We start from the raw sequence: 15,087 nt of genomic DNA, 5'->3' as shown, positions 1-15,087 counted from the left end.
GGAAAGGGCGGGACCGCCGGCCGGCCCCGCCCTTCGGGCCGTCTAGACCCCGCCCGCCGCGATGCACTGGGTGTAGTGCCTCTCCGCGCCGAGCGCGGCGTGGAAGTCGTCGTACCCGAGCTGCTTGTAGCTGTAGTACGACACCGTGTACTCCACGTCGCAGTCGCGCGGCGCGACGGGCTCCTTCTCCACCCCGGCGTACGCCGCACCCGTGCCCGCGAGCACCGCCCCCGCCGACAGCGCGCACACGGCCAGCACCCCCGCGAAACGTCTCTTCACGCGAACTCCCCTCCCACGGACGCCATGAGCTGACACGGCAACAGTAAAAGGGCACAGGAGTCGACGTAAACGGATGTTTCCGGCCCGGATGGCCGTTTCCGGAGGTCCCGGTCAGCGGTCCTGTGAGAGTGCCAGCAGCTCGGCGAAGGTGCCGCCGGCGTGGACGAGGTCGTCGTACCGGCCCTGCTCGGTGATCCGGCCGTGCTCGCAGCGGATCGCTGGAATCAGCGGCCCTCTGCCCCGAGTTCAGCCCAACCCACAGCGATCGAGCGCGGCACGAACACGGTTGAGCCCCGCAACTCTCCAGTGGTCCCGATCAGGCATCTGATCGCCTTGGCGCCAGCGCCAGACCGAGAACATCGCCCAGTTCAGGGCGCGGCACTGGTGAATCAGGCTGTGATCAGCCCCCTCGTGGTGCTTCCCCACCGCTTCGGGGGCATGGGCGAGGTCGAACTCGATCGGCCCGCGGCAGCACGTAGCGAGGTCTACGAAGAGCGGCCCTCTCCGTGTGTTGAGGAGGTTGCCCGGATGCGGCTCGCCGTGCAACAGCTGGTCGTCGGCGCTCTCGGTGCTGATCGCGGCGCTCAGTCCACGGAGTGTGCCGCTGAGGAGTTCTCTGTCGGACTCGGACAGCTCGGGGGACCTTTCCCGGTCGTTCACCTCTCTGAGTGCCACCGCGACTCGATCGGTGAAATGCGGTGCGTCCAGAGCGATCTGGCGCAGGGCGGCATGGTGCCGCAGGAACGCGTCCGCGTACTCGGCCGGCGCGATCTCTGATTCCACAGGTTCGTAGTAGGTCCAGAGCGAAATGGCGAAGGCGTCACGCAAAAGCACTCGCGGTTCCACCCGGGGATCGAGCTCGGCCACCGGAGCGTCGACGTCGGCAAGACGGCGAGCAACCGCTACTTCGAACTCGGAATCGGCCAGCTGCCCCAAAGGCGCAACCCGAGCCAGAACATCGCAAGGGGCCAGGCGCAGCGCGACGCGATCCGAGTTGTGGATGACGACCACATCGTCGACCTGAAGACCCAGCTCAGAAGCGGTTGCCTGCCCTGCCTCAACCGCGCGGCGGAGTTTCGATGGCTCCATACCGTCCTCCCTCATTCGCCGAGTACACACACGTCTGGGACGCCAGCGATGCCCCGGAACCGACGACAAGCATCGCAAGGAAGGACTGCGCAGACTCTGGACTTTTCCGGCCCGAACCATAGCGGCATCCCTGGTCACTGGCTCCGGACATGGTCGGGCCGGACAGGTCCTCCTAGGTCTCCGTTCGAGTTCTTGCTTTTCGTGAGTTCCGAGAGGCGGATCCCGTAGTGGACGTGGGCAGACAGCCCCGCGCCGACGCTTCCGCCTCCGCGACGACCATCGCCGAACTGACCAGCCTGCCGGTCGCACTCGGCGCCGTCGCCGCGCTCGTGCTGAGCCCGGGGTAGCGGACATGGCTGCGTCGAGGCACAGCCCTGCGGCCGAAGCCGGATGCGGCCGACGGTGCCGGGGCTGGATTTCGTCGATCGCGTCGAGGCTAGATTTGACCGACGGTCCCGGGCCACGGGACCGCGTCCACGGAAGGTCCACACCCGTCATGTCCAGCCGTACCACCATCCACCACATAGTCCCCCTCGACGACTGGACCGCCCACCCCGACCAGCCCTACGCGCCCCCGTCGCTGACGGCGGACGGATTCGTCCACTGCTCGCCCGACGAGGAGACCACCCTCGCCGTCGTCAACGCCTTCTACCGCGACACCTCGCGCCCTCTCCTGGTCCTGTTCCTCGACGTGGACCGGCTCACGGCCCCCTGCACCTGGGAAGCCGCGTCCCCCGTCCCGCCTCCGGGAGTCTCCGGCACCACCCTCTTCCCCCACGTCTTCGGCCCCCTCGACCGCGACGCGGTCATCCGCGTCCTGGAGGTGCGATGGGACGACCAGAACCGGGCGACGGGACTGAGGGAACGGGACTGAGGGAACGGGACTGAACCCCCTCGCGGGCCGGAAAAGGCTTCGCCCGGTCACGTGTCCGTCCGGCACTCTTCCCGGCATGACCATGCCGTGCTTCATCCCCGGACTGGAACTCTCCCGTCGCTTCCACCTCGAAGCGGTACGGCCCTTGCTGGACGAGGCCGCTCCAGGGATCCCGTACTCCGCGGCCAGGATCGGCAGCGGGTCGGAGGTGCTGGGGTTCGACACCGTCCGGTCCGCCGACCATGAGTGGGGGCCGCGGCTGGAGGTCTTCCTGCGGCCGCAGGACGTGGTCCGGTACGGAGAGGGGATCAGGGCACTGCTCGCCGAGCGGCTGCCGAAGACCTTCTGCGGTTACCCGACGCACTTCGCCCCGACCGGTGAACCGGGCATCGGGGTGATGAGGGAGACGGACGGGCCGGTCCGTCACCGGGTCGACGTCGTCGGCCTGGGCGCCTGGTTCACCGAGCGGCTGGGTTTCGATCCGCGCAGGGGCGTCACGCCGGCGGACTGGCTGGCCACTCCCACGCAGCGGCTGGCCGAGGTCACCGCGGGCGCGGTCTTCCACGACGGACTCGGCGCCCTCGTACCGGCCCGCGCCGCCCTCGACTGGTACCCGCACGACCTCTGGCTCCATGTGCTCGCGTGCCAGTGGCTGCGCGTCTCGCAGGAGGAAGCCTTCGTCGGGCGGTGCGGCGAGGTCGGGGACGAACTCGGCTCGGCTGTCGTGGGCGGGCGGCTGGTGCGCGATCTGATGCGGCTGTGCCTGCTGATGGACCGCCGCTACCCGCCGTACGGCAAGTGGCTCGGCAGCGCGTTCGCCCGCACCCCGCAGGCTCCCCTCCTCACGCCCGTCCTGACGGCGGTCCTCGCCGCCACCGACTGGCGCACCCGCGAACAGCACCTGGCCCGCGCCTACGAAACCGTCGCGGACCTGCACAACCGGCTCGGCCTCACCGACCCCGTCGACCCGGCCACCCGGCCCTACCACACCAGGCCGTTCCAGGTCCTGCGCGCCGACCGCCTCGCCGGGGCGCTGACCGCCCGTATCACCGACCCGGCCGTCCGCGCCCTGCCGCTGACCGGCGGCGCGGACCAGTTCGTCGACAGCACCGACGTCCTCAGCCGTCCGGAACTCACCCGTGCGGTCACCCGGGCGACGGCCCGCACGCTCTCGGACGGCGCCGCAGGGTGAGTGTGCCGAGGGGCGGGCACATCGGCACGGAGGTCTTCGACGCGGGGCCCCATGTGTGGGAGCCCCGGAGCGGTGGCTCGGCGGGCGGCCCCGTTCAGCGGAGGGCGCTGCCGGACTCCGCGTCCAGCAGGGCGAGTTCGTCCCGGTGCGGCAGCCCTTCCCAGTCCCCGCGCGAGGCCACCGCGAACGCGCCGACGGCGACGGCGCGGTGCAGCCGCTCACCCGGCGCGAGCCCGTCCAGGAGCCCGGAGAGGTAGCCCGCGCAGAACGCGTCCCCGGCGCCGACCGTGTCCAGCACCGGTACCGCGAGGGCGGGTTGGTGGAGCGGCCCGGCGCCGGGGGAGTAGAGGTCGGCGCCGGCGCCGCCCCGCTTGACGACGACCTCGCGCACCCCGCCCGCCAGCAGCTCGCCGATCTCGTCGGCGACCAGCGGGAGTTCGTCGTCGGAGGCGACCAGGACATCGACCAGCCCCCGGAGTCGACGCAGGCAGGCCGCCGCCTCGTCCCGACTCCACAGCCGGGTGCGGTGGTTGACGTCCAGGACGACGGTCCACCCGTACGCGCGCGCGTGCTCGACGGCGGCGAGTACCGCGTCGCTCGCGCCGATGGCGCAGGTGATGCCGGTGACGTGGAGCAGGCGCGCCCCGTCGGCCAGTGCGGGCGCCAGGTGCTCGGGGCGTTGGCGGGAGGCGGCGGAGCCGGTGCGCCAGTAGTGGACGCGGGTGATGTCGCCGGGGAGGCGTTCGCGGAGCATGGCGCCGGTCGGGGCCCGGGGGTCGGTGGTGGCGTGGCGGACGTCGACGCCCTCGCCGCGCAGCGCGCGCAGGATCAGCCGGGCGGGTTCGTCGGCGCCGAGCCGGCCCGCCCAGGACACGCGGTGCCCGAGCCGTGCGAGGCCGACGGCGACGTTCGACTCGGCCCCGGCGACCGACGTGCGCGCCGCCGCCCCCACGCTCAGCCCGCCCTCGGTGTGGAGGGAGATCATCGTCTCCCCGAAGGTCAGGACGTCGCAGCTCACGCGACCACCGTCAGGAACCGGCGTATCCGCAGGCGCAGTTCGCCGAGGTCGCCGCCGTGCGCCGCGTCCCCGACGAGGGGTGAGCCGACGCCGACGGCGAGGGCGCCGGCCGCGAACCAGGCGGGCACGGACTCGGCGTCGACGCCGCCGACGGGGACGACCGGCATGTCCGGGAACGGGTCCTTGATCGCCCGCAGATAGGCGGGCCCGCCCAGTGAGGCAGGGAACAGCTTCACCGCGGCGGCGCCGGCCGCCATCGCGGTGTACGCCTCCGTCGGGGTCGCCGCCCCGGCGAGCACGGGCAGCCCCTCCTCCACCGCGGCGTGCACCCCGTCCCCGAGGACGGGGGTGACGATCCAGGAGGCGCCCGCGTCCTGGGCGCGCAGGAGGTGGTCGCGGGTGACGACCGTGCCCGCGCCGATCAGGGCGTCACCGCCCACCGCCCGCGCGGCCGGCGCGATCACGTCGTACGCGTCCTGCGTGGTGAGGGAGACCTCGACGAGGGTGACGCCCTCCTCGACCAGGGTGAGGACGGTGCGCAGGGCGGCATCGGCCGAGCGGCCCCGCACGATCGCGGCGAGGCGGTCGCGGGCGAGGCGGGCGGTGAAGTCGGCGGGGTGCAAAGGCGTGCTCCGGGGATCGGGACGGCGAGGGCGAGGCGGCCGCGAAGGCTCTCCGGCCCGGCAACGAGCGGAAGGCTCCCCGGCCCGGCAATTAAATGCTGATCAATCGGGGCTGCCAAGAGGCGAGGCCGGTCTCTGCCGACCGCGCGCCGGCAGGACGGCGTCCCGCTGGAAGGCGCGCCCCGGCGTCGTCCCGGACTCCCGCTTGTACGTCTGCACGAACAGCGCCTCCGGCGGTCGCTGGACTTCGTGGGCCGTCCTGCCCTGGCACCGGTCGTGCGCCGCGTTAAGGTGGAGCAAAGTGGACTGATGTCCGTTAACCGGTGAGGGGGATGGGCGTGGGGGACAGGAACGACGGGCCGCAGCGGTCGGACGCGCAGCGCAACCGGGAGCGGATCCTGGAGGTGGCGCTGGCGGAGCTGTCGCGCGCCGAGGACGTCCCGCTGAGCGCGATCGCCAAGAAGGCGGGCGTGGGGCAGGGCACCTTCTACCGCAACTTCCCGAACCGCGAGTCGCTGGTCCTGGAGGTCCACCGGCGCGAGGTGGCGGTCCTCACCGACGCGGCGGCGGACCTGCTCAGGACCCGGCCCCCGGAGCGGGCCCTGCGCGAGTGGATGGACCAGCTCGCCCGCTTCGCCGTGGCCAAGGCCGGCCTCTCGGGCGCGATGCGCCAGATCGTCGGAACGGCGGACGGCCCGTCACAGCCGGGCTACGCCCTGGTGATCGAGGCCGTCGAGACACTGCTCGCCGCGGGTCACGAGGCCGGCACGCTCCGCCCGGGGCTGACCTCCGCCGACTTCGTCCTGGCCGTCGCCGGTATCTGGCAGGTCGGCGCCAAGGGGGACTGGCAGGTGCGCAGCGCCCGGCTGCTGGACCTCGTCATGGACGGCTTGCGCGCGGGGGCGCCCGCGCGGGGCTGACGCGGATCAGTCCGTGATGACGGCGTCCCGGCGGATCCAGTCCGTGCCGTGCGCCGCCCTGTGCAGGAAGTCGGCGACGTCCGCGCGGCTGATCGTCGGATTGCCCTTCATCGGCAGCCGCTCACCGGCGAGGTAGGTGCCCTTGGCGGGTCCCGTGGTGAGCATCGTCGGGTAGACCAGGGTCCAGTCCAGGCCGCTGGAGCGGATCGCCCGCTCCGAGACCGCCTTGTTCGCGTAGATGTTGCGCAGGAAGGTGCTGTAGAACACCTTCTGCACGGGGCTCGCCGACGCGTAGGTGTCGCCCACGCCGAACGACGACAGCCACACCAGGCGGTCCACCCCCTCCTCCTTGGCCGCGCCGATCACGGCCGTCGCGGCGCGCGTGAACAGGTCGTCGGCGCGGATGGACGTGCTGCGGCCGAGCGCCGAGACGACGACGTCCTGACCGGCCATGGCCTTCGCGACGTCGCGCTGCGAAGTGGCGTCGCCGGCGACGGCGTTCACCCGGTCCGCCACCGCCTCCAGCGCCTCGGGCCTGCGGGTCAGGGCGGTGACGGTGTCGCCCGCCGCGAGCGCCAGGTCGACCAGGTGCCGTCCGGTGGGGCCGGTCGCGCCGAGGATGAGCAGGTTCATGGCGGGAGCCTTTCGTGGGGTCACCTGGGTGGGGATGCCGGCCGGCCGCTGCCGGGGAGGCGGCGCGGGGTCTGAGCGCGGGACTTAAGCGGACAGCTGTCCGGCGTCTTGAATGTAGCGGACTACTGTCCGGTTAGCAATCATGGGCAGGCGCGGCCCTCCACGGGCTCGGTGAGGGCCTGGGTGCGGCGGGGCGGCGGATGGTGCAATCGAGGGGGCGCGAGTGCGTGCCGGCTGTGCGCCGGGGGCGCCGTCCGACCTTGTCCGCCGAGGTGCCGAGAGGTGTGCGATGGGGCGAAGCGAATGGGTGCTGGAACGGTTGCTGGTGCGGGCGACCGCCGCCGTGGCCGAGAGCGCCGGGGGCCGGTGGCGGCGGATCGGACTGGAGGGGGCCGGCGGGCTCGACTGGCGGCCCGGCAGCCATGTCCGGGTACGGGTGGGGGAGTTGACCCTGCGCTCACCCCGCGACCTGCTGCGCACCTACACCGTGTGGGACTACGACGGCGACGCCCTCGAACTGCGGGTGCTCGAACACGGTGAGGGTCCGGGCACCCGCTGGGCCAGGGAGGTCGAACCGGGCACCCCGGTGATGTTCAAGGCCCCCGAAGGACGGTTCACCCCGCGCGAGGGCGCGCCGGGCCACCTGTTCGTCGGCGAGGAGACGGCGTCCGTCGCGTTCGCCGCGATGGCACGGACCCTGGACGGGCCGTGCCGGGCCGTCGTCGAGACCGGCGACCCCGCCGACCGCCTCCCCATCGAGGCCGACGTGACCTGGCTCGACCGGGGCACGGCGTCCGCCGCCGACCCGGCCCGGCTGGTGGAAGCCGTCGCCGCACAGGAAGGGCTCGCACCGGGAACCGTCGCCTACCTCGCCGGCGAGGCGAGGACCTGCCAGGCCGTCAAACGCCATCTGCTGAGGGAACGCGGCTGGCCCCGGCGCGACATCGTCGTCAAACCGTTCTGGACACCGGGCCGACGCGGTATGGACTGACCCGCGCGCCCGGGAACCCCCGGAAACGTGCGAGGGCCGTCACCGGACGTACTTGGCGGGCTTCGTCGCGACGTTGAGCAGGTACTCCAGCGGACCCCGGCGGAAGAAGCGGGACCAGAGCGCGGCGAAGACGATCGCGGTGAGGACGAACAGGAGCAGCGGCGTCCACGACTGCTGCGTGCTCGACGCGTCGGACATCGAGAACACGGACTGGGCCACGAAGTGCCCGACATAGGCCGTCAGCGACATGGTGCCCACGGCGATCACCGGCTTCGCCAGCCGGCGCAGCCGCGGCAGACGGTCCATCAGCACCGTCATGGCCACGACGACGAGGATCGCGACGCCCACGCTGCCGATGATGTCGAACGTGGTGCCGCTGTGCGGACCGGCGGACAGCAGCGCCGACGACGGCAGTTGGGGCACGCCGGACCCGTCGCCCATGGACACCGCCCCGGAAGCACCGGACGGTCCGCTGTCCTCCGCCATGCTGCGCAGCGCGTTCTTCCCCGCCAGCAGCAGCGACAGGCCGTACGCTCCGACGACGAGACCGGCGCCGAGCGCCGCAAGCCGCTTCTGGACGGCGACCGCCGACAGGTCCATGCGGGCCAGCGCCATCCCGGCGACCACGAACGACATCCACGTGAGGGCCGGGTAGAAGCCGGTGAGCAGCAGATCGAGCACGCCGACCTCGCTGAGCGCCTTGAGCGGGTCGTGCGCGTCGATGCTCCGCTGCACGGACTCGCCGAGCTGCGAGGTGAGGACGAACGCCAGTTGCGGGGTGACGACCGCGAGCCCCGCCGCGACGAGCGCGAGCGTCCTGGCGCTGAGCCGGAGCAGGGGCAGGGCGAGCAGGAAGTAGACGCCGTAGAAGCCGAGGATGATCACGCCCCCGTACTCCATCGCCATCACGGTGCCGAGCGCCAGCAGGATCACGGCCCGGATCGCGATCCGCGCCCGCGCCTGCCGGCCCGCGAGCCCCGTCTTCGGCTCCCGGCGGCCGGCGATCAGCATCAGCGAGAACCCGGCGAGAGTGGCGAACAGGACCGACGAATGGCCGTCGGCGATGTACCGGATCCAACTGCCGACACCGTGCGTGGCCGACAGTGGAGGGCCGATGTGCACGATGTACATGCCGAACACCGCGAGCGCGCGAGCCAGGTCCACCCCCACCAGGCGTCCCATCGACGGCCCGCCGGCGGGCACGGGCGCGGGCGCCGGCGGGGAGTGCTCCTGAGGCGACTGTGTCTGTGTCATACGGACAACCTCCCGGTGCGACAGGGAGCCCGGCCATCCGACAGCCGTCGGACACCACCCCGCCGACTGTCCGGCACCACCCCGCCGACCGGCAGGTGGGTCCGGCGGGCACTGGGGACCCCTGTTCCGCCGCCCACGCGGAATAGGGGTTGTCCGGGGAAGGAGCCGCTGCGAGCCTCGGTGGAGGAAAACTCACTTCACCGGGAAAAGATACGCACCGTCGAGCAGCGCGTTTCCCGTGGAGCCGTCCACTTTCCTCCCCGGGAGGGCATGAAAATGTCGCAGCTGAAAGTTATTCTCTCTGGCGGACCGCGAGACCTCCCCGAGGACGATCGCAAGCAGCTCGTCGCCAGGTCCACGGAAAAGATAAAGCACCGCTGGGGGGCGGGATACGAGCACTTCGTGCACGACGGGGAATTCGTCACCGTCGACGGCGAAGAATACGCTGTGTACCAGTGGGAACGCCGCACGGCGATCGCCGAATGAGCATGTCCGTCACCGAAGCGGTCCTCGCGGGCGCGTCCCCCGAGGACCTGGAACGCGCGGCCCTCCCGGACGAGTTCACCGCCGCCCATCTGCGCGTCGAGGACCAGGACGTCTTCCGGGGAGTGGCCGACAAGGACGTCCGCAAGACCCTCAGGGTCGGCCCGGTACCGATGCCCGAGCCCGCGCCGGACGAGGTCCTGATCGCCGTCATGGCCAGCTCCATCAACTACAACACCGTCTGGTCGGCGACCTTCGAACCCCTCTCCACCTTCCGGTTCCTCAACTCGGTCGGACGGCAAGGCGGTTGGGCCGCCCGGCACGACCAGCCGTTCCACGTGCTCGGCTCCGACGCGGCCGGCGTCGTCGTACGCACCGGCTCCGCCGTCCGGCACTGGAAGACGGGCGACCACGTCCTCGTCAACGCGGCCGTCGTCGACGAGCAGGAGGCCATCACCCAGAGCGACGGCATGCTCGGCGAACACCAGCTGGCCTGGGGGTACGAGACCAACTACGGCGGCATCGCGCACTACTGCCTCGCCCGCGCCAGCCAGCTCATCCCCAAACCGGCCCACCTGACCTGGGAAGAGGCCGCCTCCGTGCCGGCCTGCGCGGGCACCTCCTACCGCATGCTCGTCTCCGACCGGGGCGCCCGGATGAAACAGGGCGACGTCGTGCTGATCTGGGGCGCCACCGGCGGGACCGGCGCCTACGCCGTGCAGTTCGTCAAGAACGGCGGCGGCATCCCCGTCGGCGTCGTCGGCTCCCCCCGCAAGGCCGCCGCCCTGCGCGCCCTCGGCTGCGACGTCGTCATCGACCGCACCGAACTCGGCCTCGGAGCCCACGACGGCGACGACGACGTCGCGAACGCCGTCGCCGACGGCAAGAAACTCGGCCGCGCGATCCGCGAGGCCACCGGCGAGGACCCGCACATCGCCTTCGACCACGTCGGACAGGAGACCTTCGGCATGTCCGTGTTCGCCGTACGGCGCGGCGGAACCGTCATCACCTGCGGATCGAGCACCGGCTACCGGCACCGGTACGACAACCGGTACCTGTGGATGAAACTCAAACGGATCATCGGCAGCCACGTCGCCAACCTGCACGAACAGTGGGAGTGCGCCCGCCTGTTCAGCCAGGGCAGCATCATGCCCGCCCTCGCCGACCTCTACCCGCTCGCCGAGGTCGGCGAAGCCACCCGGCTCGTCCAGCTCAACCAGCACATCGGCAAGGTCGGCGTCCTGTGCCTGGCCCCCGAACCCGGACTCGGCGTCACCGACCCCGCCCTGCGCGAGCGCATCGGCGCGGACCGGATCACCCCGCTGCGCCCCTTCGCGACCGGCGGACCCGGCGCCCTGGAGGTGACCGCATGAGCGCCATCGGCCTCCTCGGCACCGGCTCCTACCTCCCCAAGGAGGAGATCACCAACGAGGAGATAGCGCGCCGCGTCCCGGACATCACCGCCGAGTGGATCGGCCGCCGCACCCTCATCCACGGCCGCCGCTACGCCGCCCCCCACGAGGCCACCTCCGACCTCGCCCGCAACGCGGGAGCGGCAGCCCTGGAGGCCGCCGGAATCACCGCCGATCAGCTCGACTACCTGATCGTCGCGACCTCCACCGCCGACGCCCCGCTGCCCCCCACCTCCTCCCTCGTCCAGAACGCCCTCGGCGCCCACCGCGCGGCCTGCTTCGACATCAACATCGCCTGCGCCGGCTTCGTCTACGCCCTCGACATCGCCCACGGCCTCGCCGCCCAGCGCCCCGGCAGCCACGTCCTCGTCATCGGCGCCGACCTCTACTCCCGCTTCCTCGACTACACCGACCGCGGCACCGCCGTCCTCCTCGGCGACGCCGCCGGAGCCGCCGTCGTCGGCGAGGTCCCCGACGGGTACGGCATCCTCGGCACCGAACTCGGCGGCCACGGCGACGCCCACGAACTGATCTGGATCGAGGGCGGCGGCAGCCGCACCCCCGCCTCGCACGCCACCGTCGACGGCGGCGGCCACTACCTGCGCATGAAGGGCCGCGGCGTCGCCGACTTCGTCATGGCCAACGTGCCGCCCATGATCGAACCCCTGCTGGAGTGCTGCGGCGTCACCGTCGACGACATCGACCACTTCGTGCCCCACCAGGCCAACGGCGTCCTGCTCGGCGAACTCGTCGAACGCTGCGGCCTCACCGGCGCCCGCACCCACACCCCGCTCGTCAAGTACGGCAACATGGGCGCCGCCTCGGTGCCCGTGGCGCTCGACGAAGCCGTCCGCGACGGCCTCGTCTCCGACGGCGAACTGCTGCTGCTCGCCGGATTCGGCGCGGGCATGGCCGCCGGACTGTGCCTGCTGCGCTGGTCGGCCTGACGGCCACGCACCCCCCCCGAGAACCCCACGTGAAAGACAGGCCCCCGTGTCATCAGCCGACCCCGCCCTCGACGCGCCCTTCCCCGCGCTGAGGAAGTGCCCCTACCTGCCGCCCGAGGAGTACAGCGCGCTGCGCGCGGCCGACGGCCCCGCCGCGCGCCGCCTCTACCACGGCGGCCGGGTCTGGGTGATCAGCGACTACGCGCAGGCCCGCGCCGTCCTGCACGACAGCCGCTTCAGCTCCGACATCACCCACCCCGGCTACCCCATCTACGCCGAGGTCCTGGAGAGCTTCCGCGCCTTCCCGCTGCTCAACACCCTCGACCCGCCGCTGCACACCACCCAGCGCCGGGCCGTCGTCAGCGAGTTCACCATGCGCCGCGCGGAAGACCTGCGCCCGGCGATGCAGCGCAAGGCCGACGAACTCCTCGACGCGATGACCGACGGCCGCGGCGAGGCCGACCTCGTCGCCGCCTTCGCCGAACCCTTCGCCGGCACCATCACCTGCTGGGCCCTCGGCATGGACTACACCGACCTCCAGGCGTGGCTCGCCAGCAGCCGCGAACTGAACGAGCGGACGGCGGGCTCGACCACCGACGCCGACCAGGCCGGCCAGGCGATGATGCAGCACATCATGGCGCTCCAGCAGTACTTCCAGAAGTTCGTCGACGACAAGATCGCAAGCCCCGGCGACGACCCCATCAGCCGGGTCGTGGAGAAACACGTCCTCGGCGGCGACCTCAGCAAGGAAGAGCTGGTCAAACTCTGCTTCGTGATCTTCGTCGCCGGGCAGTCGCCCGTGAAGTCGATGATCACCATCGGACTGCTGCGGCTCCTGGAACGCCCCGAGGAACTGGCCGCCGTCCGCGCCCGCCCCGACGCCCTGCCCGCCGCCGTGGACGAACTCACCCGCCTCGTCAGCCCTCTCGACCTGATGCCCCGCGTCGCCCTGGAGGACGTCGAGATCGGCGGACGGCTGATCCGCGCGGGCGAGGGCGTCGTCGTCTCCGGCGCCGCCGCCGACCGGGACCCCGCCGAGTACCCGGACCCCGACCGCCTCGACCTCGACCGCGCCGCCCGAGGCCACCTCGCCTTCGGCTCCGGCCTGCACCACTGCCTGGGCGCCAACCTCACCAAGGTCGGCCTCCAGGTCGCCTTCGGCACCCTCCTGAACCGGCTGCCCGGCCTGCGCCTCGCGGCGTCCGGCGAGGACATCTACGCGTTCCCGTCCTGGCACCCGGAGATCGTCACCATGCCGGTCGCCTGGTAACCCCCGACCACAGCGGGCCCCCGCCACCCCTCACCGGGCGGGGGCCCGCTGTCGTCCCGCGCGCGCACCGCGCGGACATGCCGGTGCCGGCCCTCCCTGGTCGGGCGGGCCGGCACGGGGCAGCGGCGGGTCAGACGGTCGTGACCAGGAGGCGGCGCGGGCCCACCACGTTCTTCGGGTGGTGGTAGGCGACCGCGTCCTTCGCGCGGGACACCTTCAGGCCGGGGAAGCGGTCCAGGAGCAGGTTCAGGACCACCCGGCCCTCCAGCCGGGCCAGCGGGGCGCCCATGCAGAAGTGCAGGCCCTGGCCGAAACCCAGGTGACGGGACTGGTCGCGGTGCAGGTCGAAGGCGTCCGGGCGGTCGAAGCGCTCGGGGTCACGGTTCGCGGAGACCGTCCACATCGTCAGGACCTGACCGGCCGGGATCACCTGCCCCGCGATCTCCGACTCGGCCTTCGTCATCCGCACCAGCCGGGAGAACGCCGGGCGCAGCCGCACCGCCTCCTCCACCGCCGCCGGCACCAGCGAACGGTCCGCCCGCACCTCGGCGAACGCGCCCGGATTCTCGTCCAGGCACAGCACCGTGCTGCCCAGGACGGCGGTCGTCGTGATGTGCCCGGCCATCAGGAGGGTGCCGGCGAACCCGATGATCTCGTCGTCGTCGAGCTGACCGTCCTCGGTACGGGCGGACACCAGCTGGCCGATGAGGTCGTCGCGCGGGCTGATGCGCCGCTGCCGGATGTGCTCCAGCATGTACGCCCGCATCTCCTTGGCCGTCTCGACGAACGCCAGGACGTTCTCCTCGCTCGGCAGCGCGCTCTCGCCGCCGCCGTTCGCCGAGATGAAGTCCAGCGCCCACTTCTCGAACAGCGGCCGGTCCGACACCGGGATGCCCAGCAGCTCCGCGATCACGAACACGGGCAGCGGGTGCGTGAGCGCTTCCACCAGGTCGAACGCGTCCCGCCCGGCGACCTCGTCGAGGAGTTCGGACGTCAGCTGCGCGATGCGCGGCTCAAGACCGGCCACCAGTTTCGGCGTGAACGCCTTGCTCACCAGGGACTTCAGCCGCCGGTGCCACGGCGGGTCGATGCCGACGACGTTCCCCTTCGCCATCCACGCGGTGTCCGGGTGCGAGGGGATCACGGCCGACATGTCACTGGAGTACGTCTGCGGGTCGGAGAGGATCCGCGCCACGTCCGCGTAACGGAACACGTGCCACACCCCCGGAAAGGCGTCCGCGAGCACCGGGTGCTCGGCACGGTTCTTCTCCAGCCAGGCGAGCAGCGACGGAAAGTCGTCCTGCGACTGCCCGGCGAGATCCTGCTGTTCGGTCGTCATCGTCTCGCACTCCTAGGAAGGGAACCGGACGGTGAACCCGTCCCGTGCGCGTCAGCCTAAATTCCGCGCCGACCCCGAGGACACCCCTAAAAGCACTCCCGGCGACCATTGAGGGCACCCCTAAAAACCCTTCTGGGCTTGCCCCGACGTCGGCCTCTGCGGATAACGTGAAGACCGCTCCCGGACAACGGGAACGGACCTTCTGAAAACCCGGAGTTGGCCCATGACTGAAGTCGTCTTTCCCGAGCGGAACGACATCGCGCCGGAAATGAAACAGCTCGACTTCCTGCTCGGTGAATTCAACCTCTCGTACACGAACCTGACCACCGAGGTGGTCACCACCGGCCAGGCCACCTCCGTCGGCAAGGTCATCGCGGACGGCCGCTTCTACGAGATCACCCAGTACATCCCCGTCCCCGGCATCACCGCCGTCTGGCTGATCGGCTGGAGCGACGTCGACAAGCGGTTCGTCTCCTTCTACTACGACGACTGGGGCCACCACGGCACCTTCACCAGCCCCGGCTGGCAGGACGGCCAGTTCCGCATCACCGGCGAGTCCGCCGTCTTCGGCCTGACCCACCGCTTCGTCGACGCCTACGAGACCGAGGCCGACGGCACGGTCGTCAAGAAGGGCTACGTCCACGTCGGCGACGACCTCGTCCCCGGCGACGTCGTGCGCTTCCAGCGCGCCTGACCGGCCCGCCCCCGCCCCTCTTTCCGTCCACCGGACCCGGCTCCACCGCCGGGCCCCGCCCCAGAAAGG

Annotated in this window: 16 protein-coding genes; 9 read left to right on the top strand and 7 right to left on the bottom strand. The window is 71.6% G+C overall.

All coding sequences use genetic code 11. The features are described from left to right. Window positions 1-42 precede the first annotated feature (42 nt). Window positions 43-279, bottom strand: a complete 237-nt coding sequence (locus IAG44_RS00185) for a hypothetical protein (RefSeq protein ID WP_187745093.1) — start codon at window positions 277-279, stop codon at window positions 43-45. Window positions 280-525: 246 nt separating this feature from the next. Continuing rightward, window positions 526-1,368, bottom strand: a complete 843-nt coding sequence (locus IAG44_RS00180) for a phosphotransferase (protein ID WP_187745092.1) — start codon at window positions 1,366-1,368, stop codon at window positions 526-528. A gap of 496 nt (window positions 1,369-1,864) precedes the next feature. Between IAG44_RS00180 and IAG44_RS00175 the strand changes: the two genes are divergently transcribed. Next, window positions 1,865-2,242 carry a DUF952 domain-containing protein gene (locus IAG44_RS00175; protein WP_187745091.1) on the top strand — a complete coding sequence of 126 codons (378 nt, stop codon included), beginning with the start codon at window positions 1,865-1,867 and terminating at the stop codon, window positions 2,240-2,242. Between the two features lie 76 nt (window positions 2,243-2,318). Beyond that, entirely contained in the window at window positions 2,319-3,434 is a 1,116-nt protein-coding gene (locus tag IAG44_RS00170; RefSeq protein WP_187745090.1) for a DUF4037 domain-containing protein, read from the top strand. Between the two features lie 94 nt (window positions 3,435-3,528). Here the strand turns inward: IAG44_RS00170 and IAG44_RS00165 are convergent, their stop codons facing one another. Both IAG44_RS00165 and IAG44_RS00160 read right to left on the bottom strand, forming a co-directional pair. Further along, window positions 3,529-4,452 (bottom strand): sugar kinase, encoded by a 924-nt coding sequence (locus IAG44_RS00165; protein ID WP_187745089.1) that lies wholly within the window; start codon window positions 4,450-4,452, stop codon window positions 3,529-3,531. Further along, window positions 4,449-5,075 carry a bifunctional 4-hydroxy-2-oxoglutarate aldolase/2-dehydro-3-deoxy-phosphogluconate aldolase gene (locus tag IAG44_RS00160; protein ID WP_187745088.1) on the bottom strand — a complete coding sequence of 209 codons (627 nt, stop codon included), beginning with the start codon at window positions 5,073-5,075 and terminating at the stop codon, window positions 4,449-4,451. Before IAG44_RS00160 ends, IAG44_RS00165 begins: the two co-directional genes overlap by 4 nt. 338 nt (window positions 5,076-5,413) lie before the next feature. Here IAG44_RS00160 and IAG44_RS00155 point away from each other — a divergent pair, with 338 nt between their 5' ends. Continuing rightward, the gene (locus IAG44_RS00155; protein ID WP_187745087.1) at window positions 5,414-5,995 is read left to right on the top strand and encodes a TetR/AcrR family transcriptional regulator; all 582 of its coding nucleotides are present in this window, start codon (window positions 5,414-5,416) and stop codon (window positions 5,993-5,995) included. Between the two features lie 6 nt (window positions 5,996-6,001). Here IAG44_RS00155 and IAG44_RS00150 read toward each other — a convergent pair whose 3' ends face one another. Beyond that, window positions 6,002-6,628 (bottom strand): NAD(P)-dependent oxidoreductase, encoded by a 627-nt coding sequence (locus IAG44_RS00150; RefSeq protein WP_187745086.1) that lies wholly within the window; start codon window positions 6,626-6,628, stop codon window positions 6,002-6,004. Between the two features lie 289 nt (window positions 6,629-6,917). Here IAG44_RS00150 and IAG44_RS00145 point away from each other — a divergent pair, with 289 nt between their 5' ends. Then, complete coding sequence (locus IAG44_RS00145; protein WP_187745085.1) at window positions 6,918-7,619, top strand: siderophore-interacting protein; 702 nt, start codon at window positions 6,918-6,920, stop codon at window positions 7,617-7,619. A 39-nt stretch (window positions 7,620-7,658) separates the two neighbouring features. On the opposite strand, the gene IAG44_RS00140 is transcribed toward IAG44_RS00145, so the two are convergent. Continuing rightward, on the bottom strand, window positions 7,659-8,873 hold the full coding sequence (locus IAG44_RS00140; protein ID WP_187745084.1) for a DUF418 domain-containing protein: 1,215 nt from the start codon (window positions 8,871-8,873) through the stop codon (window positions 7,659-7,661). A gap of 276 nt (window positions 8,874-9,149) precedes the next feature. On the opposite strand from IAG44_RS00140, the gene IAG44_RS00135 reads away from it, so the two are divergent. From IAG44_RS00135 to IAG44_RS00120, 4 genes are read left to right on the top strand one after another with little or no spacing between them, the layout of a single operon-like run. Continuing rightward, window positions 9,150-9,359, top strand: coding sequence for a DUF5988 family protein (locus IAG44_RS00135; protein ID WP_223006765.1), 210 nt, complete (start codon window positions 9,150-9,152; stop codon window positions 9,357-9,359). Between the two features lie 2 nt (window positions 9,360-9,361). After that, window positions 9,362-10,729, top strand: a complete 1,368-nt coding sequence (gene ccrA / locus IAG44_RS00130; RefSeq protein WP_187745082.1) for a crotonyl-CoA carboxylase/reductase — start codon at window positions 9,362-9,364, stop codon at window positions 10,727-10,729. Then, window positions 10,726-11,715, top strand: coding sequence for a 3-oxoacyl-ACP synthase III family protein (locus IAG44_RS00125; RefSeq protein WP_187745081.1), 990 nt, complete (start codon window positions 10,726-10,728; stop codon window positions 11,713-11,715). Before ccrA ends, IAG44_RS00125 begins: the two co-directional genes overlap by 4 nt. A gap of 46 nt (window positions 11,716-11,761) precedes the next feature. Continuing rightward, on the top strand, window positions 11,762-12,985 hold the full coding sequence (locus IAG44_RS00120) for a cytochrome P450 (protein ID WP_187745080.1): 1,224 nt from the start codon (window positions 11,762-11,764) through the stop codon (window positions 12,983-12,985). A 130-nt stretch (window positions 12,986-13,115) separates the two neighbouring features. Here the strand turns inward: IAG44_RS00120 and IAG44_RS44145 are convergent, their stop codons facing one another. Further along, window positions 13,116-14,324 carry a cytochrome P450 gene (locus IAG44_RS44145; RefSeq protein WP_187745079.1) on the bottom strand — a complete coding sequence of 403 codons (1,209 nt, stop codon included), beginning with the start codon at window positions 14,322-14,324 and terminating at the stop codon, window positions 13,116-13,118. Window positions 14,325-14,547: 223 nt separating this feature from the next. Between IAG44_RS44145 and IAG44_RS00110 the strand changes: the two genes are divergently transcribed. After that, window positions 14,548-15,018, top strand: coding sequence for an NlmOI (locus tag IAG44_RS00110; RefSeq protein WP_246561310.1), 471 nt, complete (start codon window positions 14,548-14,550; stop codon window positions 15,016-15,018). Window positions 15,019-15,087: the final 69 nt, after the last annotated feature.

This window comes from Streptomyces roseirectus, from assembly GCF_014489635.1.
GTDB classification, from domain to species: domain Bacteria; phylum Actinomycetota; class Actinomycetes; order Streptomycetales; family Streptomycetaceae; genus Streptomyces; species Streptomyces roseirectus.
Note: the sequence above shows the minus strand (reverse complement) of the source record. Positions and strands in the feature narration are given on the sequence as shown.